This is a genomic window from Pseudomonas sp. IzPS59, assembly GCF_014863505.1.
In the GTDB taxonomy this organism is placed as follows: domain Bacteria; phylum Pseudomonadota; class Gammaproteobacteria; order Pseudomonadales; family Pseudomonadaceae; genus Aquipseudomonas; species Aquipseudomonas kribbensis.
This window is the reverse complement of sequence record NZ_CP062251.1, coordinates 4,265,225-4,286,310: the sequence shown is the minus strand read 5'-3', so window position 1 is coordinate 4,286,310 and position 21,086 is coordinate 4,265,225. Positions and strand designations below refer to the sequence as shown.

Here is a 21,086-nt window from a genome sequence, read left to right as displayed (position 1 = left end):
TTTTCATGCGGCCTTTTTGTTTAAAGCTTGCGGTCGGATTGGTTGATCCATGACACTGTCCGACCTGTATGAAGAAATTATTTCGCTGCGGAGAGTGCCGATATGGCCCACGAGCTCTATACCCGTACCAATCAGAAGATATATTTCGCGGGTTTGTCGCTGGAAGCGCTGGCCAGAGCTGAAGAGGGGCGGGCGATGAATTCGCTTGCGTTGATTCAGGCCGGGCGCGAATCGGCACTGTTTCATCTCTACGGTGCATTGCTGGGGTTATGTCACGAAATTGCAGGGTTTTACCGTCTGCCACAGGCTAACGCTCCCCGGGCGGAAACGCTGTTGACCCGCGAAGTGCTTGAGTCGATTGCGATTCCAGAGTTGGCCGAGATGGTCGAGTTGGCAGGTAATCCGGAAACCTGGCTGGCTAAATTGCTGGCTGCGCATTCGGCGCTGTTTCAGCCGCCACGGGTGCCACACAAACCAAAAGGCGATGTGACTCAGCCGCTGATTCAGGCGGTCAATCTGGATGAAGAGCAAGCCCCGGAAGAGTTGAGTCGTGAAGAGCTGGAGAGCTGGCGGCAGAATCTGAAGAGTCTGGCTATCCGTTTTCGTGAAGGCCTGAACGAGTGCTGATGGCTTCTTGACTGGCGGCGACGAGATGCATGCTGCTGGTCAAGATCCCGAGCGAATCCCGAATGATGTCTATATAATCCCTGCCTTTCGTGGAGAACAGACCTATATGCCAACGTCCTTTCTAGAAATTGTCGAGCTACCAGACGGCCGAATCGAACTGCGCAGGGCCGAGGACGAGGGTTCTCTGGTGACTCTGGATTTCTCCGAGGATGCCAAGGCATTTCTGCAGGGCCAGCACGTTGAAATTGCCAAGGCGATGCTCAGCGTTGGCGTGCAGATGGCTGGTCGAATGGTTGAAGGCGAGTTTGATAAGGAAGAGGGGCCGCGGGTTCTTCATTGAGCACCGCCCGTCGATTATCGCTTCGGTTCGGCTTCTCTGTCCTTTGAGAAGCCCCGCGCTTCAGATAGCGCGCACGTAGTCAGCCCAGTCGAATATTCAGGCTTTGAGCGTCCCCGGTGCGGGCGGCGCTGATCAGTTGTTGGCGTGAGCCTGAGTTGAGCGGGTTCAACCATGTCACCACCGTATGGCTGCGACCCAGGCGCAGTGCTTCGCAAGCCAGTTGCTGGGCACTCTGAGTCCCGCGCGGTTGCAGCAGCAGAATGCGTTCGCGATTCAGTCCTGCATCCCGCAGCCAGGCCTGGGTCAGGCTCGCGGGTGGTGCAATCAGGGTCAGCCATCGTGCGTCCTGATCCTCACTCAATTCCCGAAGTATCGGGGCCAGCAGGTTCAGGCAGTTCCCGGCCGCACCGCGCAGCGACAGTTCACTGAACGCTTCGGGTTCGACATTCCATGGGCGTTCGGCTACATCCTTGAGGATGGGGGCCAGTGGTTGCGCCAGAAAGGCCTCGAACAACGGCAGTTGTGTTTGCTGAGGTACGTGTGGGAACTGCATAAAGCCTCCTTTAGCGGCGGATTACGCCGACACTCAAGCCTTCAATCACCAGTTCCTGATCTTTCAGGTCAACTTCGATAGGGGCGAACTCAGGGTTCTCGGCGATCAACCAGACTTTGCTGCCATCGCGCTTGAAGCGTTTGACGGTCACTTCGTCGCCGATCCGCGCAACCACGATCTGGCCGTTACGTGCTTCCCGGGTCGTGTGAACCGCCAGCAGGTCACCGTCGAAGATGCCGATGTCCTTCATGCTCATCCCGTGGACGCGCAACAGGTAATCTGCGCGAGGATGGAAGAAGGCCGGGTTGATGTTGCAGGACTCTTCGATGTGCTGTTGGGCGAGAATCGGCGCACCGGCGGCCACTCGACCGATAATCGGCAGGGTGGATTCGTCGACCTTGGCTTCAAAGCCGGGGATTCGAATGCCGCGAGAGGCGCCTGGAGTCATTTCGATCGCGCCTTTGCGGGCGAGTGCCTTGAGATGCTCTTCGGCCGCGTTGGGCGATTTGAAACCCAGTTCCTGAGCGATTTCCGCACGGGTCGGCGGGTAGCCGTTGTCTTCGAGGCAGCGTTTGATAAAGGCCAGAATCTCGGCTTGGCGTGGCGTCAGCTTAAGCATATTGATCGCTCTGTCTTTTTATACAGTGACTGGGATTATATACAGTGAAGCAGTCTTGGCAATGATCGTTTTTTGCCAGGCCGCCGGACGGTCAGTGACGGCGCCGATTAATGTGGCGTCCTTGTTGTGGTTAAATATCTGACCGACCATTCCCAAAACGAACCGGCAGGCTTGACAAGGCACAGGCTGAAACGTATGTTTCAAACAAGTGTTTGTCAGGCGGAGTAGCCATGGCCCAGTCGGAAACCGTTGAACGCATTCTTGATGCTGCAGAACAGCTGTTCGCGGAAAAAGGTTTCGCCGAAACCTCATTGCGTCTGATCACCAGCAAGGCCGGGGTCAACCTCGCAGCGGTGAACTATCACTTCGGCTCGAAGAAGGCGCTGATCCAGGCGGTTTTCTCGCGTTTTCTCGGTCCGTTCTGCATCAGCCTCGATAAAGAGCTGGAGCGCCGTCAGGCCAAGCCAGAGAACAAGCCTTCGCTTGAAGAACTGCTGGAAATCCTCGTCGAACAGGCGTTGGTCGTCCAGCCACGTAGTGGCAATGATCTGTCGATCTTCATGCGCTTGCTCGGTCTTGCATTCAGCCAGAGCCAGGGCCACTTGCGCCGTTATCTGGAAGACATGTACGGCAAGGTTTTCCGCCGCTACATGTTGCTGGTAAACGAAGCGGCGCCACGCATTCCTCCTATCGAACTGTTCTGGCGCGTGCACTTCATGCTCGGCGCTGCGGCATTCAGCATGTCGGGTATCAAGGCCCTGCGCGCGATTGCCGAGACCGATTTTGGCGTCAACACCTCCATCGAGCAGGTGATGCGTCTGATGGTGCCGTTCCTGGCCGCCGGCATGCGTGCCGAAACTGGCGTCACCGACACGGCCATGGCCACCGCGCAGTTGCGTCCTCGCAGCAAATCGACACCGGCACCGGCCAAGGTTTAACCGTCCATGGGTGGGCGTGGCAGCGGACATCCGCTAAGCTAGCCGCCCATGCCAACTCTCGTTCTGAACCCGTTACTCATTGAAATCACCAACCTGCCGAGCAATGCCTCTGGTGGTGGTTTCGTGGGCGACGGGTTTTTCGTTTTCAAGGAATCTCTATGACTGCTGGCCTGCAAGGCTCGTTGATGGTGGACGTCGCCGGTACCTGGCTGACGGCCGAAGATCGCCAATTGTTGCGCCAGCCCGAAGTGGGCGGCCTGATCATTTTTGCCCGTAACATCGAGCACCCGCGTCAGGTGCGCGAGCTGAGCGCGGCGATCCGTGCCATTCGTCCGGACCTGTTGCTGGCGGTGGACCAGGAAGGCGGTCGCGTCCAGCGCCTGCGTCAGGGCTTTGTGCGTCTGCCGGCCATGCGGGCGATTGCTGATAACCCGAATGCCGAGTATCTGGCAGAGCAGTGTGGCTGGATCATGGCTACAGAAGTGCTGGCTGTCGGGCTCGACCTGAGCTTCGCGCCGGTGCTGGATCTGGATTACCAGCGCAGCGCCGTCGTCGGCACCCGCTCGTTTGAAGGTGACCCGGAGCGTGCCGCGCTGCTCGCCGGTGCTTTCATAAAAGGCATGAACAACGCTGGCATGGCCGCCACCGGCAAGCATTTCCCCGGCCATGGTTGGGCGGAAGCCGACTCCCACGTCGCAATCCCCAACGACGAGCGTAGCCTTGAAGAGATCCGCGCCAACGACCTCGTGCCGTTCGCCAGACTCAGCAAGCAACTGGCCGCCGTCATGCCGGCCCACGTCATTTATCCGCAAGTCGACGCACAGCCCGCCGGTTTCTCCCGTCGCTGGTTGCAAGACATCCTGCGCGGTGAGTTGCAGTTCGACGGTGTGATTTTCAGCGACGATCTGTCGATGGCTGGTGCCCATGTGGTCGGCGACGCCGCCAGTCGTATCGAAGCTGCACTCAGTGCCGGTTGTGACATGGGCCTGGTGTGCAACGATCGTGCTGCCGCCGAACTGGCCCTGAGCGCCGCGCAACGCATGAAGGTCAAGCCATCGCCGCGCATTGCACGCATGCGTGGTCAGGCGTTCGCCAATACCGAATACCGTCAGGATCCGCGCTGGCTGACCGCTGTCGGCGCACTCAAAGACGCTCAACTGATTGATTAAGGATTTTTCGCTATGACGGTTTACGCAATCATCGGCGGCACCGGCCTGACCCAGCTGGAAGGCCTGAGCATTCGTCAGTCGCTGGCAGTGGATACGCCTTATGGTGCGCCATCGGCTGAAGTCCAGATCGGTGAATACGCCGGCAAGGAAGTGCTGTTTCTGGCTCGCCACGGTCATCCGCATCGCTTCCCACCGCACAAGGTCAACTATCGCGCCAATCTGTGGGCGTTGAAGCAGGCCGGGGCCGAGGCAATCATCGCAGTCAACGCCGTGGGCGGGATCCATCCTGCAATGGGTACCGGACATTTCTGCGTGCCGCATCAGATCGTGGACTACACCAGCGGTCGCGAGCACACCTATTTCGCCGATGACCTGGAACATGTCACACACATCGACTTCAGCTTTCCCTACAGCGAGCCACTGCGTCAGCAACTGATTGCTGCGCTGGCCGCCGAAGGCTGCGAATACAGTGATCAAGGCGTTTACGCCTGCACCCAGGGCCCGCGACTGGAAACCGTGGCCGAAATCGTGCGTCTGGAGCGTGACGGTTGCGACATCGTCGGCATGACCGGCATGCCGGAAGCGGCGCTGGCTCGCGAGCTGGATCTGGATTACGCCTGTCTGTCGCTGGTGGTGAATCCGGCGGCGGGCAAGACCACGGCGGTGATCACCATGGCCGAGATCGAGCAGGCACTGCATGACGGCATGGGCAAAGTTAAGTCAACGTTGGCGCGAGTGCTCAAGGGCTGAGTCTGGCTCCGCAATGACTTGAATGAAAAAGCGCTGAGGGATCTCAGCGCTTTTCAAACTTGTCCGGCAACGGCGCAAACAGTGCCTCGATATCATCACTCTGCAACTTCCAGTCCCCGGCCTTGCGCCCATCCAGCACGCCGGCTGCCAGGTCGGACTTTTCCTTCTGCAGATGCTGAATCTTCTCCTCGACCGTGCCCCGGGCAATCATCTTGTAGACGAATACCGGCTTCTCCTGACCAATGCGATACGCACGGTCGGTTGCCTGATTTTCGGTCGCCGGGTTCCACCACGGATCGTAGTGAATCACGGTGTCCGCTTCCGTCAGGTTCAGGCCCACACCGCCAGCCTTCAGGCTGATAAGAAAGATCTGACGCTTGCCGTTCTGGAATTCCTTCACAGGCGTGCGCCGATCCCGAGTCTGTCCTGTCAGCAGTGCATAGGGGACATTGCGCTTTTTCAGTTCATCCTCGATCAATGACAGCATCGAAGTGAACTGCGAGAACAACAGAATCCGCCGTCCTTCCTCAAACAGCTCCTCGAGCATTTCCATCAGGCTGTCGAGCTTGCCCGAGGTGCTGCCGCGAGCGGGCAGGGTGGCGTCGTTGACCAGGCGCAAATCGCAGCAGACCTGACGCAGCTTGAGCAGCGCTTCAAGAATGATGATCTGGCTGCGCGCCACGCCCTTGCGAGTGATCTCGTCGCGCACCTTCTTGTCCATGGCCAGGCGCATGGTTTCGTAAACGTCCCGCTGGGCCTCGTTGAGATCGACCCAGTGGATGATCTCGGTCTTCGGCGGCAGCTCGGTCGCGACCTGTTCTTTAGTGCGGCGCAGCAGGAAGGGTTTGATCCGACCGTTGAGGTGCTGAAGTCTGACTTCGCTGGCGCGTTTTTCGATCGGCACACGGTAATCGGCGTTGAAGCTTTTGACGTCGCCGAGCCAGCCGGGCAGCAGAAAGTGAAACAGCGACCACAGTTCGCCGAGGTGATTTTCCAGCGGTGTACCGCTCAGGCACAGGCGCTGACGGGCGTTCAGCTCGCGGGCAGCCTGAGCGGCCTTGCTGTTCGGGTTCTTGATGTATTGCGCCTCGTCCAGCACCAATACATGCAGCGGTTGCTGTGCGAGACGCTCGACATCCTTGGGCAGCAGCGCATAAGTCGTGAGGATCAGGTCGTAATCGGCCAGGTGTTCAAAATGCTTTTTGCGGCTGGCGCCGTACAGGGCCACCACTTTGAGCTGAGGCGTGAAGTGCGCCGCTTCGTCCAGCCAGTTGGGGATCAGGCTGGTGGGCATCACCACCATGCAGGGTCGATCCAGGCGCCCGGCGTTTTTCTCGCTGAGAATATGCGCCAGGGTCTGTAGGGTTTTGCCCAGGCCCATGTCGTCCGCGAGAATCCCGCCCACCTCAAGTTGTCGCAACGACTGCATCCAGCTCAAGCCTTCGAGCTGATAAGGGCGCAGTGTCGCGTTCAGTCCTTGCGGCGCTTCGGCGCTGTAGTCACGGATATCGCGCAAGCGTTGGGCGAAGCTGCGGATCTGCTCCCCGCCTTCCCAAAGCAGGGGAATGCCTTCCAGCGAATTCAGGCGTGTGGCGTCAGCCTTGCTCAGTCGCAGGGTGGTTTCGCCCGGCTCCTGCAGATAGAACTCGCCCAGGGTCGCCAGTACCGGTTTCAACCGGCCAAGGGGCAGGGCGACTTGCAATGGCCCGTGCTCGCTGTTGCGCTGCGGAATGTTCACCAGAATCAGCTCATCGTCCCGTCGCCGGGCGAGGCGTTCGGGGTTGAGGATTTCCGTGTGCGAGCGCATCAGGTTGAGCAGGATCGGCAGCAGGCTCAGGCGTTCGCCATTGACGATGATGCCCAGTTCCAGATCGAACCAGTCCCGCTCTGGCGTCTGCTCGACCGTGGCGTACCAGTCGTCCACGGCCGTCAGGTCGAAACCGAATTCATCGTCGACCAGCAATTCCCAGCCTTGGGTGCGCAGCTTCGGCAGATCGTTCAGGGTAAACGTCAGCCAGGCGCTGTCGTTGACCATCTCGTAGAGTTCGCCGGCGCTTTCCGGCAGGGCCTTGCTTTGCCGGGTGGCGATGCGAAAGCCGAGAATTCGCAATTGCTCGCGGTAGCTTTGCTCGACGTCCGGCTGGCGTTTGACTCGCAGCGTCTGCGCTTCCTGGCGAATCAGGATGTCGCTGTTTTTCTGGCCGCTGACGTATTCGTCGAGATAGCTGAAAGACAACGCCGCACGATGCTGGATGTAGCGCTGCATCTTGCCGTTGCGCGGTTCGAAGGCGCTGAATTCGACACTGGCCAGCCACAGGCGGGGCACCGGTTGCACGTTGTCCACCAGTACTTGTGGCGGCGCTTTTGGGCTGCGGTTTTCCAGGACGGCCTGGAGTTTTTCCAGCAGTTCGGCGTCTTTGGCGGCGGCCGGGTATTCGAGGGTTTCCTGCACCTGCAGCAAGACCGCCGCACAGTGTTTGCAGTTGCTGTGGACAGGGCAGGTGCACGTGGCGTCGACCATCAATAACGTGCCTTTGGCTGACTCACGCAGATGAATCGTCTGACGATAAATGTTACCGCCCGAGCCTTCGCAGCTGGCGGTAATGGTCGCATCGCCGACCTGCACGATCCGCACCCGGTTTTCCAGGGCGTAGCGACGGCCACGCTCCAGGCTTTGTTCCTTGAACCGGCTGACCCAGGAGGAGGCCAGCGGTTTACTCAGAGGCGGGGACATAAGGACTTCAATCAGTCCGGAACGACTTCAGGCGCTTCCCGAGGCGCAGGCGCCGTCAGTGAAGTGATCTTGATCAGCAGGGCGAGGTGGCCGTTGTCCAGGTAGTTGAGCTGGCCGTTCTTGGTGTGGCTTTCCTGCTTCAGGCGTTCGCTGGCAGTGACCATGCCGTTGGCATCGATCTGGTTGACCCAGAAGTCGGCGTTCACGTCGGTAAAGCGCCCGAGTTTCATTTCAATCGTGCCCTCGACGGGGAACTGACCGAACTGCTCCTGACCGTCGCTGACCGCGACCTTCGCCGGCGTCTCGCCGAGTGTCTGCTGCCAGGCCTTGTGCATCAGCACGCTGTATTCGCCGCTGGCGGTGAGTTTGTTGGCGACGTCGTTCAGCGCTGTGGTGCGCTTGCTGTCATCGCCCAGGCGCTGGGCACCGGCGGCCCAGTCTTCCGGCGCGGCGCGGCTGACAATCGCCGGCACGGCGTTCTGGCGTACCAGAATCATTTCGACCTGATACAGGTCATCGGCAAATGCCGAAGGGGCGACCAGCGTCAACAACAAGGTCAGTGAGCGAAACAGGCGCATGCGGCGTCCTTCAAACAGTTTTCGGGAGGAGGCGCTCGAACAGCGCCTCTACAGTATTAAAGCGCTCTTCCGGGCGCTCCATCGGCACCTGGAACTTGAACATCGTGGCGCCTTCGAATTTGTAGCGTTTTGGCTGACTCTGGATCAGTTTGATCAGAGTCATCGGGTCGACCGGCGTCTGCGCCGCGAACTCGATGCGTCCGCCTTGCGGGCCGCCATCGACTTTCTTGATGCCCAGCTGCTCGGCCTGCAATTTCAGCGCCGTGATGCGCACCAGATTCTTGGTCGGTTCCGGCAGCAGGCCGAAGCGGTCGATCATCTCCACTTGCAGATCTTTCAGGCCTTCCTCGTCGGTGGCCGAAGCGATGCGCTTGTACAGGATCAGGCGTGCGTGCACATCCGGCAGATAATCTTCCGGAATCAGTGCCGGTACCCGCAGGTTGACTTCCGGGCCGCCGCCGAGCGGCTGGTCGAGGTTCGGCTGTTCGCCCTTGCGGATCGACTTCACCGCGCGCTCGAGCATTTCCATGTACAGCGTGAAGCCGACGGCCTGAATCTGACCGCTCTGGCCATCGCCCAGCAATTCGCCGGCGCCACGGATTTCCAGGTCGTTGGTGGCCAGCACGAAGCCCGCGCCAAGGTCCTGGGTGTTGGCAATCGCCTCCAGACGCTTTTCCGCATCACCGGTGATCTGCTGGCGTGGCGGTGTCAGCAGGTACGCGTAGGCCTGGTGGTGGCTACGACCCACGCGACCACGCAACTGGTGCAGCTGCGCCAGACCGAACTTGTCGGCACGCTCGATGATGATGGTGTTGGCGCTCGGCACGTCGATGCCGGTCTCGATGATGGTCGAGGCGATCAGCACGTTGAAGCGCTTGTGGTAGAAGTCGCTCATCACCTGTTCGAGTTCGCGTTCGCGCATCTGCCCGTGGCCAATGCCGATCCGTGCTTCAGGCACCAGTTCGGCCAGTTCGGCGGCGCATTTCTCGATGGTCTTCACGTCGTTGTGCAGGTAGTAGACCTGACCGCCGCGCAGCAGCTCACGCAGCAAGGCCTCTTTGACCGTGCTCTTGTTCTGCTCCATGACGAAGGTGCGCACCGACAGGCGGCGCGCCGGCGGTGTGGCAATGATCGACAGATCGCGCATGCCCGACACCGCCATGTTCAGCGTGCGCGGAATCGGCGTGGCGGTCAGCGTGAGGATGTCGACTTCGCTGCGCAGGGCCTTGAGCTGTTCCTTCTGACGGACACCGAAGCGGTGCTCTTCGTCGATGATCACCAGTCCGAGGTTTTTGATCTTGACGTCGTCCTGCAGCAGCTTGTGGGTGCCGATGACGATGTCGATGTTGCCTTCGGCCAGTTCGGCGACGGCGGCGTTCACTTCCTTGGCGGACTTGAAGCGGCTCATTACTTCCACGGTCACCGGCCAGTCGGCGAAGCGGTCGCGGAAGCTGTTGTAGTGCTGCTGGGCGAGCAGGGTGGTCGGCACCAGGATCGCCACTTGCTTGCCGCCATGCACCGCGATGAAGGCGGCGCGCATGGCCACTTCGGTCTTGCCGAAACCCACGTCACCGCAGACCAGTCGGTCCATCGGCTTCGGCGCGAGCATGTCTTCGCGCACGGCTTCGATGGTGGATTGCTGGTCCGGGGTTTCCTCGAACGGGAAGCCGGCGCTGAAAGTTGCGTAATCGGCTTTCGGATCGGCAAACGCATAACCTTCGCGGGCGGCGCGGCGGGCATAGATGTCGAGCAGTTCGGCTGCCACGTCGCGCACCTGTTCGGCAGCCTTGCGCTTGGCTTTCTGCCAGGTCTCGGAGCCGAGGCGGTGCAGCGGCGCCAGCGCATCATCGCTACCGGTGTAGCGAGCGATCAGGTGCAGGTTGGCCACCGGCACGTAGAGCTTGGCGTTCTCGGCGTATTCGAGGGTCAGGAACTCGGCAGCCTGATTGTCGATTTCCAGAATCGTCAGGCCGAGATAGCGGCCGACACCGTGGTCGATGTGCACCACCGGCGCGCCTTCGCGCAGCTCGGTGAGGTTCTTGATCACCGCATCGTTGTTGGCGTCGGCGCGTTTTTCGCGACGGCGACGCTGCATCACGCGCTGGCCGAACAACGGACTTTCCGCGACCAGTGCCAGCGCCGGGTCATCCAGCATCAGGCCTTCGTCGAGCGGGGCAATGGTGATCGCCAGGCGATCCTTGCTCGCGACGAAGTCCGGCCAGCTGTCGACGGTTTTCGGTCGCAGCTTCAGACGGTCCAGCAGTTCCAGCAGCACTTCGCGTCGGCCTGCGGATTCGGCGGTGAACAGCACGCGCCCCGGGAATTCGTCGAGGAAGGCGGAAAGTGCGGCCAGCGGTTGCGTAGCCTTGGCTTCGATTGCCAGATTCGGCAAGGCCTGCGCCGGGAAGCGCTCACGGCCGACGCCGGTTTCCACGTCCTGCTGGCTGGCGACCACGCGCGGCCAGTTCTTAAGGCGGGCGAAGCAGTCTTCCACCGGCAGGAACAGTTCGGCGGGCGGCAATAACGGGCGCGATGGATCGACGCGGCGTTCTTCATAACGATTGCGCACATCGTTCCAGAAGTTTTCCGCCGCTTGCTCGATACCCGGCAGCGAGAACACCTGAGTGTCCTGGGGCAGGTAATCGAACAGGGTCGAGGTTTCCTCGAAGAACAGCGGCAGGTAGTACTCGATGCCGGCCGGGGTAATGCCGCTGCTCAGATCCTGAAAGATCGGGCAGCGCCGGAAATCAACGTCGAAACGCTCGCGAAAACGCGCCTTGAAGCGGGTGACCGCTTCTTTCTGCAGCGGGAATTCCTTGGCCGGCAGCAGCTTGACCGAATCGACCTTGTCGATGGAGCGCTGGTTTTCCGGGTCGAAGGTGCGCAGGGTTTCGATTTCGTCGTCGAACAGGTCGATGCGATACGGCAGTTTGCTGCCCATCGGGAACAGGTCGATCAGTGCGCCGCGTACGGTGAACTCGCCGTGTTCGTAAACCGTATCGACGTAGCGATAGCCACTGGCTTCGAGCCGCGAGCGCATTTGCTCGACGTCGAGTTTCTGCCCGACATCCAGCACCAGACTGCTGCCGAGCAGGAACTTGGTCGGCGCCAGGCGATGCAGGGCGGTGGTGATCGGCACCACCAGCACGCCATGCTCCAGCTCCGGCAGTCTATAAAGGCTGGCGATGCGCTGGGAGATGATGTCCTGGTGCGGCGAGAACAGGTCGTAGGGCAGGGTTTCCCAGTCCGGGAAATGCAGCACCGGCAAATCCGGGGCGAAGAAACTCAGCTCCTGCTCCAGCCGTTCGGCACTCTGGCTGTCGGCGGTCAGCAGCAACGTGAAGCGCTTGGCAGCGCTGGCAGCCTCGGCAATCGCCAGGCTCAGGGCGGCACCGGGGAGGTTGCCCCAGTGCTGTTTACCTGCCGCGGCAGGGAGAAGCGGTAGACGCAGAACAGGCACGGAAGGTTGAGCTCCAGGCGTTGCGACAAAGTCGGTAATTGTAGCGGCGTCCGGTGCCGCCTGTCAGTTGCAGACTGCGTCTATCTGCACGGTTTCAGCGAAATGTAGTGGTAACCATAAAAACCAGCACTTTTTTGACGGTTATGTAGTGCCGAAAATGGGTGGTGTTACGGAGGGTTACAGACATCGTCTAACAGTCTTCGAAAAACCGGCTGCGCTGGAAGCCCCGGTTTTACTGGGCTGGCGAAGAGCGTTATTTTTTTGGAGCGAATTTTGTTACCGATTGCGCGACAAGCGCGCATTGCTACAAGTGGTTCTCGGCGGCATAATGTAGCCCCTTTTTTCTGCCCCTACATGTGGAAGGTTCCCGTGACTCAGAAGCCCGACCAGTGTCTTGGTGAATGGATCGACCGTGAAGCACTCGCAGAAGCGATGATTCCGCTTATCGGTCAGCTCTACCGCAATAACAACGTGGTGAGCTCGATCTATGGCCGCAGCCTGATCAACCAGTCTGTCATCGCGATTCTCAAAGCTCACCGCTTTGCTCGCCATCGTTCTTCCGACGATAGCGAACTCTCCGTCCACGAAACATTCCCTCTGCTGAAGGCCATGAGCGAGCTCAAGCTCGGCGCGGCTTCGGTGGATCTGGGCAAGTTGGCGTTCAAATTCCGCGCTGAAGGCAATGGCCGCACGGCCGAACAATTCGTTCGCGAAGAGTTGGCCGATGTTGTGGGTCAGCAAAACGCCTCCGCACGCAAAGGCACTGATGTCGTGCTGTACGGCTTCGGTCGTATCGGCCGTCTGCTGGCGCGCATCCTGATCGAAAAAACCGGTGGTGGCGACGGTCTGCGTCTGCGCGCCATCGTCGTGCGCAAAGGCGCCGAGAACGATCTGGTCAAGCGTGCCAGCCTGCTGCGTCGTGACTCGGTACACGGCCCGTTCGATGGCACTATCACCATCGACGAAGAAAACAACACCATCACCGCCAACGGCAACCTGATCCAGGTGATCTACGCCAAGAGCCCGAGCGAAGTCGACTACACCCAGTACGGCATCGAAAACGCGCTGATCGTAGACAATACCGGTGTATGGCGTGATGCCGACGGTCTGGGCCAGCACCTGGCCTGCCCGGGCGCTGCCCGCGTGATTCTCACCGCACCGGGTAAGGGCGCGCTGAAGAACATCGTTCACGGCATCAACCACGGCGACATCACCGCTGACGACAAGATCATCTCGGCGGCGTCCTGCACCACCAACGCCATCGTACCGGTGCTCAAGGCCGTCAACGACCAGTACGGCATCGTCAATGGCCATGTCGAAACCGTTCACTCGTTCACCAACGACCAGAACCTGATCGACAACTTCCACAAGGGCAGCCGTCGTGGCCGCGCCGCGCCGCTGAACATGGTTATCACCGAGACCGGTGCCGCCACTGCCGCTGCCAAGGCGCTGCCAGTGCTCAAGGGCAAGCTGACCGGCAATGCGATTCGCGTACCTACGCCAAACGTGTCGATGGCCATTTTGAACCTGAACCTGGAAAAGGCCACCACTCGCGAAGAAATCAACGAGTACCTGCGCCAGATGGCCATGCACTCGGATCTGCACAAGCAGATCGATTACGTCAGCTCGCAGGAAGTGGTTTCCACTGACTTCGTGGGCTCGCGTCACGCCGGTGTCGTGGATGCCGAGGCAACCATCACTCAGGACAACCGCGTTGTTCTGTACGTCTGGTACGACAACGAGTTCGGTTACAGCTGCCAGGTGGTTCGCGTGATGGAAGACATGGCCGGTGTAAACCCGCCAGCATTCCCGCGCTAAGCCTTAGCTGCAAATGAAAACGCCCCGACATTGTCGGGGCGTTTTTGTTTGTGCGCGATTTGTGTCAGCGAAGCATGGCGGCTTGTGCCGTGCGCAGTTCGTGCTTGTTGCCACGGAACAGCACCAGTGTTGCGACCAGGCCCAATACGGCTGCGCCACTGAGCCAGATCCCCGGTGCCGCCTTGTTGTCCAGCACATGGATCAGGTAAGTGCAGGCGGCTGGGGTGAATCCACCGAAAGTCGCCGTGGCCAGGCTGTAGGCCAGCGAGAAACCGGTCGTACGCACTTCCACCGGCATAATTTCGGTCAGCGCCACCACCATCGCGCCGTTGTACGAACCGTACAGGAACGACAGCCACAACTCGACGATCAGCAGATGGCTGAAGCTCGGGTTCGCCACCAGCCACGAAAGCGCCGGGTAGGCGGTCAGGATCGCCAGGATCGTCGCCCCCAGCAGCAGGGGTTTGCGTCCGATCTTGTCGGAAAGTGCACCCATCACCGGCAGCCAGAAGAAGTTCGACAGGCCGATGCACACCGTTACCAGCAACGCATCGAAGTCCGACAGGTGCAGTTCCGCCTTGCCGAAGGTCGGGGTGTAGGCGGTGATCAGGTAGAACGACACGGTGGTCATCACCACCAGCGCCATGCCGGCGAGGACGATGCCGAAGTTCTGACCGATCGAGCGAACGATTTCCTGCAGGGTAGGGCGATGTTTGCGCGCCTGGAATTCCGGGGTTTCCTCCAGCGAGCGACGAATGACGAAGATCACCGGAACGATCATGCAGCCGATCAGGAACGGCACGCGCCAGCCCCAGTCGCCCATCTGGTCCGGGCTCAGCCAGTGGTTGAGGCCGACTCCCAGTAGACCGGCGAACACCACAGCCGCCTGCTGGCTGGCGGACTGCCAACTGACGAAGAAGCCCTTGCGCCCCGGTGTGGCGATTTCCGCCAGATACACCGACACGCCGCCCAGTTCCACACCGGCGGAGAAGCCTTGCAGCAATCGGCCGAACAGCACGATCAGCGGCGCGGCGACACCGAGGGTGGCGTAGCCTGGCACGCAGGCAATCAGCACGGTGCCGGCCGCCATCAGTGCGAGGGTAATGATCAGCCCCTGACGTCGCCCGTGTCGGTCAATGTAGGCGCCAAGGAAGATCGCCCCCAGCGGGCGCATCAAAAAGCCTGCGCCGAAGGTGGCGAGCGAAAGCATCAGGGAGGCGAAAGCACTGTCGGTAGGGAAGAAGGTCTTGGCGATGGCCGTGGCGTAGAAGCCGTAGACCATGAAGTCGAACATTTCGAGAAAGTTGCCGCTGACAACGCGAAAAATCGCTTTGCCTTTGCCCGTGGAGGAGGACATGTTCAGGTACTCACTTTTTTGATTTTGTATGAAAGCGGTGCAGCCGTTTGGGAGCGAGCGGGCTCTGTGGCCATAATGGCCGGCGCGGTTTTGCTCGGAGATGAAGAATTGTTAACTGGACGGTTTGTGGTTTTCGTGGGTCTGCTCGGCGTTTTGTCCGGATGCGGCAACGGCGACTCCATGGAGAGCTTCGGCGGCCCGACCATGGGCAGCACGTATTCGATCAAGTACGTGCGCCGGGCCAATCTGCCGGCGCCGCAGGATGTCCGCGTCGAAGTGGAGAAGATCCTCGCCGACGTGGATCAGCAAATGTCCACCTACCGCGCCGACTCCGATATTTCGCGTTTCAACGCATTGCCCGCCGATCGCTGTCAGACCATGCCCGCACCGATCCTTGAGCTGGTGCGGGTTGGTGAGCAGCTGTCACAACAGAGCGAGGGTTCCTACGATCTGACTGTGGAGCCGCTGCTCAATCTCTGGGGGTTCGGTCCACAAGGGCGTGAAGAGAAAGTACCGAGCGCCGATGCGCTGGCCGAGGTGCAGAAGCGGGTGGGTTACCGGCATTTGCGTATCGAAGGCGACCAGTTGTGCAAGGACGCAGCGGTCGAGGTCGATTTCAACAGCATCGCTGCCGGTTACGCGGTCGACACCATTGCGGCGCGGCTCGATGCCATGGGTATTCATGATTACCTCGCCGAGGCCACGGGCGAGCTCAAGGCGTCCGGGAAGAAGCTCGATGGCTCGTCCTGGCGCATTGCCCTGGAGGAGCCGCGTGACGATCAGCAAGTGGCGGAACGCGTCATTAATGTCGATGGCTATGGACTCTCCACGTCCGGCGACTACCGCAACTATTTTCAGCAGGACGGAAGGCGTTATTCCCACACCTTTGACGCCCGTACCGGAGCGCCCGTCGTACACGACCTGGCGTCAGTCACGGTGATTCATCCTTCAGCGTTGATGGCCGATGGTCTATCGACGCTGTTGCTGATTCTCGGCCCGGAAAAGGCCTGGGACTATGCCGAAAAACACGACATTGGTGCATTCTTTGTAATTCGTGCCGATACAGGTTTCGTCACCCGCACCAGTCCGGCGTTCGAACGGCTCAGTGGCGCAAAAAATTGACCCGGAGCAATGCGAAAGCTGGCGTTGTAGTGCAGGCAAAAGTAGCCTACGACGCGACCAAGGGTTAATGTGCGCGGCGTTGACGCTTCTATAGACTGTGTCCGGGTTTTCAACTGGCCCCCAATTGTTCCTTCGCGCCGTCGTTCGGCGTGATTTAGCCGCCGGTGCTGCTGGCACCGCGGCCTGTTCTGAGGAGTACGCATGGCTGTCTACAACTACGACGTGGTGGTGCTGGGTTCCGGCCCGGCGGGAGAAGGCGCGGCAATGAACGCCGCCAAAGCAGGGCGCAAGGTGGCGATGGTCGACAGCCGTCGCCAGGTCGGCGGTAACTGCACCCACCTGGGCACCATCCCGTCCAAGGCCCTGCGTCACTCGGTGCGGCAGATCATGCAGTTCAACACCAACCCGATGTTCCGTGCGATCGGGGAGCCGCGCTGGTTCTCCTTCCCGGACGTGTTGAAGAGCGCCGAGAAAGTCATCTCCAAGCAAGTCGCCTCGCGTACCGGCTACTACGCCCGTAACCGCGTCGACGTGTTCTTCGGCACCGGCAGCTTCGCCGACGAGCAGACCATCGAAGTGGTTTGCGCCAACGGCGTGGTCGAGAAACTGGTGGCCAAGCACATCATCATCGCCACCGGTTCGCGTCCTTATCGCCCGGCGGACATCGATTTCCACCACCCGCGCATCTACGATAGCGACACCATCCTCAGCCTCGGCCACACCCCGCGCAAACTGATCGTTTACGGCGCCGGCGTGATCGGCTGCGAATACGCGTCGATCTTCAGTGGTCTGGGTGTGCTGGTCGAGCTGGTGGACAACCGCGGTCAGTTGCTGAGCTTCCTCGACTCGGAAATCTCGCAGGCGTTGAGCTACCACTTCAGCAACAACAACATCACCGTGCGCCACAACGAAGATTACGACCGCGTCGAAGGCGTGGACAACGGCGTGATCCTGCACCTGAAGTCCGGCAAGAAGATCAAGGCGGACGCCTTGCTCTGGTGCAACGGCCGTACCGGCAACACTGACCAGTTGGGCCTGGAAAACATCGGGATCAAGGTCAACAGCCGTGGTCAGATCGAAGTCGACGAAAACTACCGCACCTGCGTGCAGAACATCTATGGCGCCGGCGACGTGATCGGCTGGCCAAGCCTGGCCAGTGCCGCCCACGACCAGGGTCGCTCGGCGGCCGGCAGCATCGTCGACAATGGCAGCTGGCGTTTCGTGAATGACGTGCCGACCGGCATCTACACCATTCCGGAGATCAGCTCGATCGGCAAGAACGAGCAGGAACTGACCCAGGCCAAAGTGCCGTACGAAGTGGGCAAGGCGTTCTTCAAGAGCATGGCCCGTGCGCAGATCGCCGGCGAGCCGCAAGGCATGCTGAAGATCCTGTTCCACCGCGAAACCCTGCAGGTGCTGGGCGTTCACTGCTTCGGTTATCAGGCGTCGGAGATCGTGCACATCGGTCAGGCGATCATGAACCAGCCGGGTGAACTCAATACCCTGAAGTACTTCGTCAACACCACGTTCAACTACCCGACCATGGCCGAAGCCTATCGGGTAGCGGCGTACGACGGCCTCAACCGGCTTTTTTGAGCGGCTCCGGCCGGTGGCCTGAGCCGGCCGGGGAGACCGATTTCAGCAATTCCCGAGGGTGGCAGTGGCCAAACCGGGAAAGTCTGTAATCAGGCTGTCAACGCCGAAGTCGGCGAGTCTGCGCATCAGCGCAGGCTCGTTGACGGTCCACACCGACACATGCAGCCCCTGACGCTGCGCCTTCTGCAGGCGTTCCGGCGTACACAGCGTCCAGTTCAAGGCCAGAATCTCACAGCCGTAGCTTGCCGCGACCTTCAGCGGATCGAGCCAGGCATACTCGGCCACCAGGCCCCTTGACACGTCCGGTACCAGATCCAGCGCCGCCTTCAATACTTCCCGCGAACTCGAGGTGATCGTCACCTTGTCGAGCAGCCCGTGCCTGACCGCCATTTCGCGAATGGCCAGCACGGTGGTGGCAGCGCGGGTGCGCGAAGCGCTTTTGACTTCGAGCTGCCAGTGATCGAAATCACATTGCTCGAACAGTTCTTCCAGGGTCGGAATCGGGCACGGCTTGATCCAGCCCGGGCCACCCTTGCGGGCGTCGTAGGTCACCAGATCGGCGGCGGTGTGCTCGACCACCTTGCCACGGCGCTCGGTGGTCCGCTTGAGGGTCGGGTCGTGGATGACCATCAGCTCGCCGTCCTTGGACAGGTGCAGATCCAGTTCGCAGCGGCGTACGCCGTGCTTGAGACATTCCTGAAAGCTGGTCAGGGTGTTTTCCGGTGCTTCGCCCTTGGCGCCGCGGTGGCCGTAGATAAGGGTCACGGTTCTTCCTTAATTAAATGCCTGATTCGTTCTGTTCGCGGGCCAGGCGTCGTTCCTGGGCCTGCTTTTGCAAGATATAGCGGGCGAGCAACTGGCGCTGGGCATCGGTCAAGTATTCGAACTCGGTGCCGATGTCGTAGCCGTCGCCCTTGCGGTCGCAATGGGTGACCCGGGCGCGCAGCAGCAGGCCGTGGGCCTGCGGCATCAACACCATTTTTACCGACAGGCGCGAGCCGGCGGCTATCGGTGTCGGGTACTGGAAGTCGACACCGCCCTCGGAAATGATCACCGGTTGCGGCTCGCCGATCTGCCCCAGTGCGGTCAGAGCGATGACTTGACTGAGCAGGTCGATGCGCTTGTTCTGGGATTTCAGGAATGCCGCGATGGCACGGTCGCGCTCGTTGATCTGGCGCAACAGGTGCTGCGATTCGAATTCGCTCAGGTGCAATTCACTGAGTACGTTGAATAATGGGGAAGCATCCTGCAACACTTCCTGGCCTGCGGCTTCGGCAGCGGACAGGGGCCGAATTTCCAGTGCGATCGAATCCTCGATACGGTAGTATTCGCGGCGATCTTCTTCATCTAATGTCGACATGGCGAACCCATGGTAGCGGCGGTGGTCTGAGTGTAAAGCTGGTTATCGACCCCCGCCACAAGGACGTTCCTTTTCCCTCCGAACAAGCCCCGACATGTTCAGACCTCTCTTCGTATTTATCGGCACGCGTTACACCCGTGCAAAGCGTCGCAATCATTTTGTGTCGTTCATTTCCCTGACTTCGATGATCGGGCTCGCCCTTGGCGTGGTCGTGATGATCGTGGTGCTGTCGGTGATGAACGGCTTCGATCATGAGATGCGCACCCGCGTGCTGGGCATGGTGCCCCACGCGACCATCGAATCCGGTGAAGCCATCAGCGACTGGCCGAGCCTGGCCGCCAAGGTCAAGCAGAACCCGCAGGTGGCGGCCGTCGCGCCGTTCACCCAGATGCAGGGGCTGCTGACCAACAACGGCCAGGTGTCCAAGGTGTTGCTCAATGCCATCGATCCGGCGCTGGAGCGCAATGTCTCGATCATCGACAACTTCATGAAGCAGGGCAAACTCGACGATCTGACGCCGGGCAGCTTCGGCATCGTGATCGGCGACAAGGCCGCGACCAAGCTCGGCGTGGGCATCGGTGACAAGATCACCTTCGTCGCGCCCGAGGTCAGTGTGACGCCGGCCGGGATGTTCCCGCGCATGAAACGCTTCACCGTGGTCGGCATATTCCATGTCGGCGCCGGTGAGCTGGACGGTTATCTGGGCGTCACAAACCTGCAGGATCTGGCGAAGATGCACCGCTGGAAGCCCGATCAGGTGCAGGGCCTGCGCCTGAAGTTCGACGATCTGTTCCAGGCGCCGCGTGAAGCGTGGAACATCGCCCAGCGCCTAGGCGAAGACCATTACTACGCCCGCGACTGGACCCGTACCCACGGCAACCTGTATCAGGCGATCCGCATGGAAAAAGCCATGATCGGCCTGCTGTTGCTGCTGATCGTCGCGGTTGCCGCGTTCAACATCATTTCCACACTGGTGATGGTGGTGAACGACAAGAAGGGCGACATCGCCATCCTGCGCACGTTGGGCGCCACCCCGGGCACGATCATGCGCACGTTCATGGTGCAGGGCACGGTGATCGGCGTGGTCGGTACGGCCATCGGCGCCGTGGTCGGAATCCTGGCGGCGCTCAATGTCAGCGCCGCGATTTCGGCACTCGAAGGCTTGATCGGGCACAAGTTCCTCAATGCCGACGTGTATTTCATCGATTACCTGCCATCGCAGGTGCAGAGCCAGGATGTGATCATGGTCTGCGCGGCTGCGTTGGTCCTGAGTTTCCTCGCCACCCTGTATCCAGCCTGGCGTGCCGCGCGCACCCAGCCGGCGGAGGCGCTACGTTATGAGTGAGTCGGGCATGAGTGAAAAAGCAATCCTGAGCTGCCGCAACCTGGGCAAGTCCTACGAGGAAGGCCCGGAGTCGGTGGAAGTGCTGGCCAATCTGCAACTGGAGTTGCACCCGGGCGAACGCGTGGCGATCGTCGGCAAGTCCGGGTCGGGCAAAAGTACCTTGCTTAACCTGCTGGGCGGTCTCGATACGCCGACCAAGGGCAGCGTCTGGCTCGACGGTGAAGAGCTGTCGGCGCTGAGCGAGAAGAAGCGCGGCCTGCTGCGCAACCGTGCGCTCGGCTTCGTGTACCAGTTCCACCACCTGCTGCCGGAATTCACCGCGCTGGAAAACGTCTGCATGCCGCTGCTGATCGGCAAGACCGCAATCCCCGAGGCGCGTCAGCGGGCCACGGCGTTGCTGGAGCGGGTAGGGCTGGGCCATCGTCTGGAACACAAACCGGCCGAGCTGTCCGGCGGCGAACGCCAGCGCGTAGCCATCGCCCGTGCGCTGGTGAACAACCCGGGCCTGGTGATGCTCGACGAGCCGACCGGCAACCTCGACTCCCACACCGCCGAAGGCATTCAGGACCTGATGCTGGAACTCAGCACCTCGATGCGCACGGCGTTCCTGGTGGTGACTCACGACATGAACCTGGCTCGCCAGATGGACCGCGTCCTGCAGTTGCAGGAAGGTTGCCTGACCCCCATCTGACGGCTTGAAACCCGATGCCTGAAAAGGCG

18 protein-coding genes are annotated in these 21,086 nt (G+C 60.6%); 10 read left to right on the top strand and 8 right to left on the bottom strand.

Annotated elements, in window-relative coordinates:
• Positions 1-102: 102 nt before the first annotated feature.
• Together IF189_RS19170 and IF189_RS19165 are read left to right on the top strand one after the other, a co-directional pair.
• The gene (locus IF189_RS19170; protein WP_085713138.1) at positions 103-627 is read left to right on the top strand and encodes a DUF6586 family protein; all 525 of its coding nucleotides are present in this window, start codon (positions 103-105) and stop codon (positions 625-627) included.
• Positions 628-733: 106 nt separating this feature from the next.
• On the top strand, positions 734-967 hold the full coding sequence (locus IF189_RS19165) for a hypothetical protein (protein ID WP_003226592.1): 234 nt from the start codon (positions 734-736) through the stop codon (positions 965-967).
• A gap of 79 nt (positions 968-1,046) precedes the next feature.
• On the opposite strand, the gene sulA is transcribed toward IF189_RS19165, so the two are convergent.
• Entirely contained in the window at positions 1,047-1,520 is a 474-nt protein-coding gene (gene sulA / locus IF189_RS19160; RefSeq protein ID WP_085713139.1) for an SOS-induced cell division inhibitor SulA, read from the bottom strand.
• A gap of 10 nt (positions 1,521-1,530) precedes the next feature.
• Positions 1,531-2,139, bottom strand: a complete 609-nt coding sequence (gene lexA / locus IF189_RS19155) for a transcriptional repressor LexA (protein WP_085713140.1) — start codon at positions 2,137-2,139, stop codon at positions 1,531-1,533.
• A gap of 230 nt (positions 2,140-2,369) precedes the next feature.
• Between lexA and IF189_RS19150 the strand changes: the two genes are divergently transcribed.
• From IF189_RS19150 to IF189_RS19140, 3 genes are all read left to right on the top strand, one after another.
• A complete protein-coding gene (locus tag IF189_RS19150; RefSeq protein WP_085713141.1) occupies positions 2,370-3,077 on the top strand; it encodes a TetR/AcrR family transcriptional regulator in 708 nt (235 codons plus the stop codon).
• Positions 3,078-3,247: 170 nt separating this feature from the next.
• Positions 3,248-4,246: a beta-N-acetylhexosaminidase gene (gene nagZ, locus IF189_RS19145; RefSeq protein WP_173892813.1), complete on the top strand. Its 999-nt coding sequence runs from the start codon at positions 3,248-3,250 to the stop codon at positions 4,244-4,246.
• 12 nt (positions 4,247-4,258) lie between these two features.
• Positions 4,259-4,996, top strand: coding sequence for an S-methyl-5'-thioinosine phosphorylase (locus IF189_RS19140; protein WP_085733486.1), 738 nt, complete (start codon positions 4,259-4,261; stop codon positions 4,994-4,996).
• A gap of 43 nt (positions 4,997-5,039) precedes the next feature.
• Here IF189_RS19140 and IF189_RS19135 read toward each other — a convergent pair whose 3' ends face one another.
• From IF189_RS19135 to mfd, 3 genes are read right to left on the bottom strand one after another with little or no spacing between them, the layout of a single operon-like run.
• Positions 5,040-7,730: a DEAD/DEAH box helicase gene (locus IF189_RS19135; protein ID WP_192552093.1), complete on the bottom strand. Its 2,691-nt coding sequence runs from the start codon at positions 7,728-7,730 to the stop codon at positions 5,040-5,042.
• 11 nt (positions 7,731-7,741) lie between these two features.
• Positions 7,742-8,308 carry a CsiV family protein gene (locus IF189_RS19130; RefSeq protein ID WP_085713145.1) on the bottom strand — a complete coding sequence of 189 codons (567 nt, stop codon included), beginning with the start codon at positions 8,306-8,308 and terminating at the stop codon, positions 7,742-7,744.
• Positions 8,309-8,318: 10 nt separating this feature from the next.
• Positions 8,319-11,768 carry a transcription-repair coupling factor gene (gene mfd / locus IF189_RS19125; RefSeq protein ID WP_134827572.1) on the bottom strand — a complete coding sequence of 1,150 codons (3,450 nt, stop codon included), beginning with the start codon at positions 11,766-11,768 and terminating at the stop codon, positions 8,319-8,321.
• A 354-nt stretch (positions 11,769-12,122) separates the two neighbouring features.
• On the opposite strand from mfd, the gene IF189_RS19120 reads away from it, so the two are divergent.
• Positions 12,123-13,586 carry a glyceraldehyde-3-phosphate dehydrogenase gene (locus tag IF189_RS19120; RefSeq protein WP_085713147.1) on the top strand — a complete coding sequence of 488 codons (1,464 nt, stop codon included), beginning with the start codon at positions 12,123-12,125 and terminating at the stop codon, positions 13,584-13,586.
• 64 nt (positions 13,587-13,650) lie between these two features.
• Here the strand turns inward: IF189_RS19120 and IF189_RS19115 are convergent, their stop codons facing one another.
• Positions 13,651-14,943, bottom strand: a complete 1,293-nt coding sequence (locus IF189_RS19115; RefSeq protein WP_192552092.1) for an MFS transporter — start codon at positions 14,941-14,943, stop codon at positions 13,651-13,653.
• 75 nt (positions 14,944-15,018) lie between these two features.
• On the opposite strand from IF189_RS19115, the gene IF189_RS19110 reads away from it, so the two are divergent.
• Together IF189_RS19110 and sthA are read left to right on the top strand one after the other, a co-directional pair.
• Entirely contained in the window at positions 15,019-16,065 is a 1,047-nt protein-coding gene (locus IF189_RS19110; RefSeq protein WP_134827603.1) for an FAD:protein FMN transferase, read from the top strand.
• Positions 16,066-16,266: 201 nt separating this feature from the next.
• On the top strand, positions 16,267-17,661 hold the full coding sequence (gene sthA, locus IF189_RS19105; protein WP_085713150.1) for a Si-specific NAD(P)(+) transhydrogenase: 1,395 nt from the start codon (positions 16,267-16,269) through the stop codon (positions 17,659-17,661).
• A 42-nt stretch (positions 17,662-17,703) separates the two neighbouring features.
• Here the strand turns inward: sthA and IF189_RS19100 are convergent, their stop codons facing one another.
• Together IF189_RS19100 and IF189_RS19095 are read right to left on the bottom strand one after the other, a co-directional pair.
• A complete protein-coding gene (locus IF189_RS19100) occupies positions 17,704-18,426 on the bottom strand; it encodes a glycerophosphodiester phosphodiesterase (RefSeq protein WP_134827571.1) in 723 nt (240 codons plus the stop codon).
• 13 nt (positions 18,427-18,439) lie between these two features.
• Positions 18,440-19,021, bottom strand: coding sequence for a PilZ domain-containing protein (locus IF189_RS19095; protein WP_134827570.1), 582 nt, complete (start codon positions 19,019-19,021; stop codon positions 18,440-18,442).
• 94 nt (positions 19,022-19,115) lie between these two features.
• Between IF189_RS19095 and IF189_RS19090 the strand changes: the two genes are divergently transcribed.
• The gene (locus IF189_RS19090) at positions 19,116-20,366 is read left to right on the top strand and encodes a lipoprotein-releasing ABC transporter permease subunit (RefSeq protein WP_085713153.1); all 1,251 of its coding nucleotides are present in this window, start codon (positions 19,116-19,118) and stop codon (positions 20,364-20,366) included.
• A gap of 7 nt (positions 20,367-20,373) precedes the next feature.
• Positions 20,374-21,057: a lipoprotein-releasing ABC transporter ATP-binding protein LolD gene (gene lolD, locus IF189_RS19085; protein ID WP_167443782.1), complete on the top strand. Its 684-nt coding sequence runs from the start codon at positions 20,374-20,376 to the stop codon at positions 21,055-21,057.
• The last annotated feature ends 29 nt before the right edge of the window (positions 21,058-21,086 follow it).

What these genes read in the sequence shown, in the direction of transcription:
- IF189_RS19095 (WP_134827570.1), bottom strand. Translation starts at nt 19,021, where the DNA reads ATGTCGACATTAGATGAAGAAGATCGCCGCGAATACTACCGTATCGAG.
- sulA (WP_085713139.1), bottom strand. Translation starts at nt 1,520, where the DNA reads ATGCAGTTCCCACACGTACCTCAGCAAACACAACTGCCGTTGTTCGAG.
- IF189_RS19120 (WP_085713147.1), top strand. Translation starts at nt 12,123, where the DNA reads ATGTGGAAGGTTCCCGTGACTCAGAAGCCCGACCAGTGTCTTGGTGAA.
- IF189_RS19090 (WP_085713153.1), top strand. Translation starts at nt 19,116, where the DNA reads ATGTTCAGACCTCTCTTCGTATTTATCGGCACGCGTTACACCCGTGCA.
- IF189_RS19140 (WP_085733486.1), top strand. Translation starts at nt 4,259, where the DNA reads ATGACGGTTTACGCAATCATCGGCGGCACCGGCCTGACCCAGCTGGAA.
- IF189_RS19165 (WP_003226592.1), top strand. Translation starts at nt 734, where the DNA reads ATGCCAACGTCCTTTCTAGAAATTGTCGAGCTACCAGACGGCCGAATC.
- lolD (WP_167443782.1), top strand. Translation starts at nt 20,374, where the DNA reads ATGAGTGAAAAAGCAATCCTGAGCTGCCGCAACCTGGGCAAGTCCTAC.
- sthA (WP_085713150.1), top strand. Translation starts at nt 16,267, where the DNA reads ATGGCTGTCTACAACTACGACGTGGTGGTGCTGGGTTCCGGCCCGGCG.
- lexA (WP_085713140.1), bottom strand. Translation starts at nt 2,139, where the DNA reads ATGCTTAAGCTGACGCCACGCCAAGCCGAGATTCTGGCCTTTATCAAA.
- IF189_RS19170 (WP_085713138.1), top strand. Translation starts at nt 103, where the DNA reads ATGGCCCACGAGCTCTATACCCGTACCAATCAGAAGATATATTTCGCG.
- IF189_RS19135 (WP_192552093.1), bottom strand. Translation starts at nt 7,730, where the DNA reads ATGTCCCCGCCTCTGAGTAAACCGCTGGCCTCCTCCTGGGTCAGCCGG.
- IF189_RS19110 (WP_134827603.1), top strand. Translation starts at nt 15,019, where the DNA reads ATGGCCGGCGCGGTTTTGCTCGGAGATGAAGAATTGTTAACTGGACGG.
- IF189_RS19150 (WP_085713141.1), top strand. Translation starts at nt 2,370, where the DNA reads ATGGCCCAGTCGGAAACCGTTGAACGCATTCTTGATGCTGCAGAACAG.
- IF189_RS19130 (WP_085713145.1), bottom strand. Translation starts at nt 8,308, where the DNA reads ATGCGCCTGTTTCGCTCACTGACCTTGTTGTTGACGCTGGTCGCCCCT.
- IF189_RS19115 (WP_192552092.1), bottom strand. Translation starts at nt 14,943, where the DNA reads ATGTCCTCCTCCACGGGCAAAGGCAAAGCGATTTTTCGCGTTGTCAGC.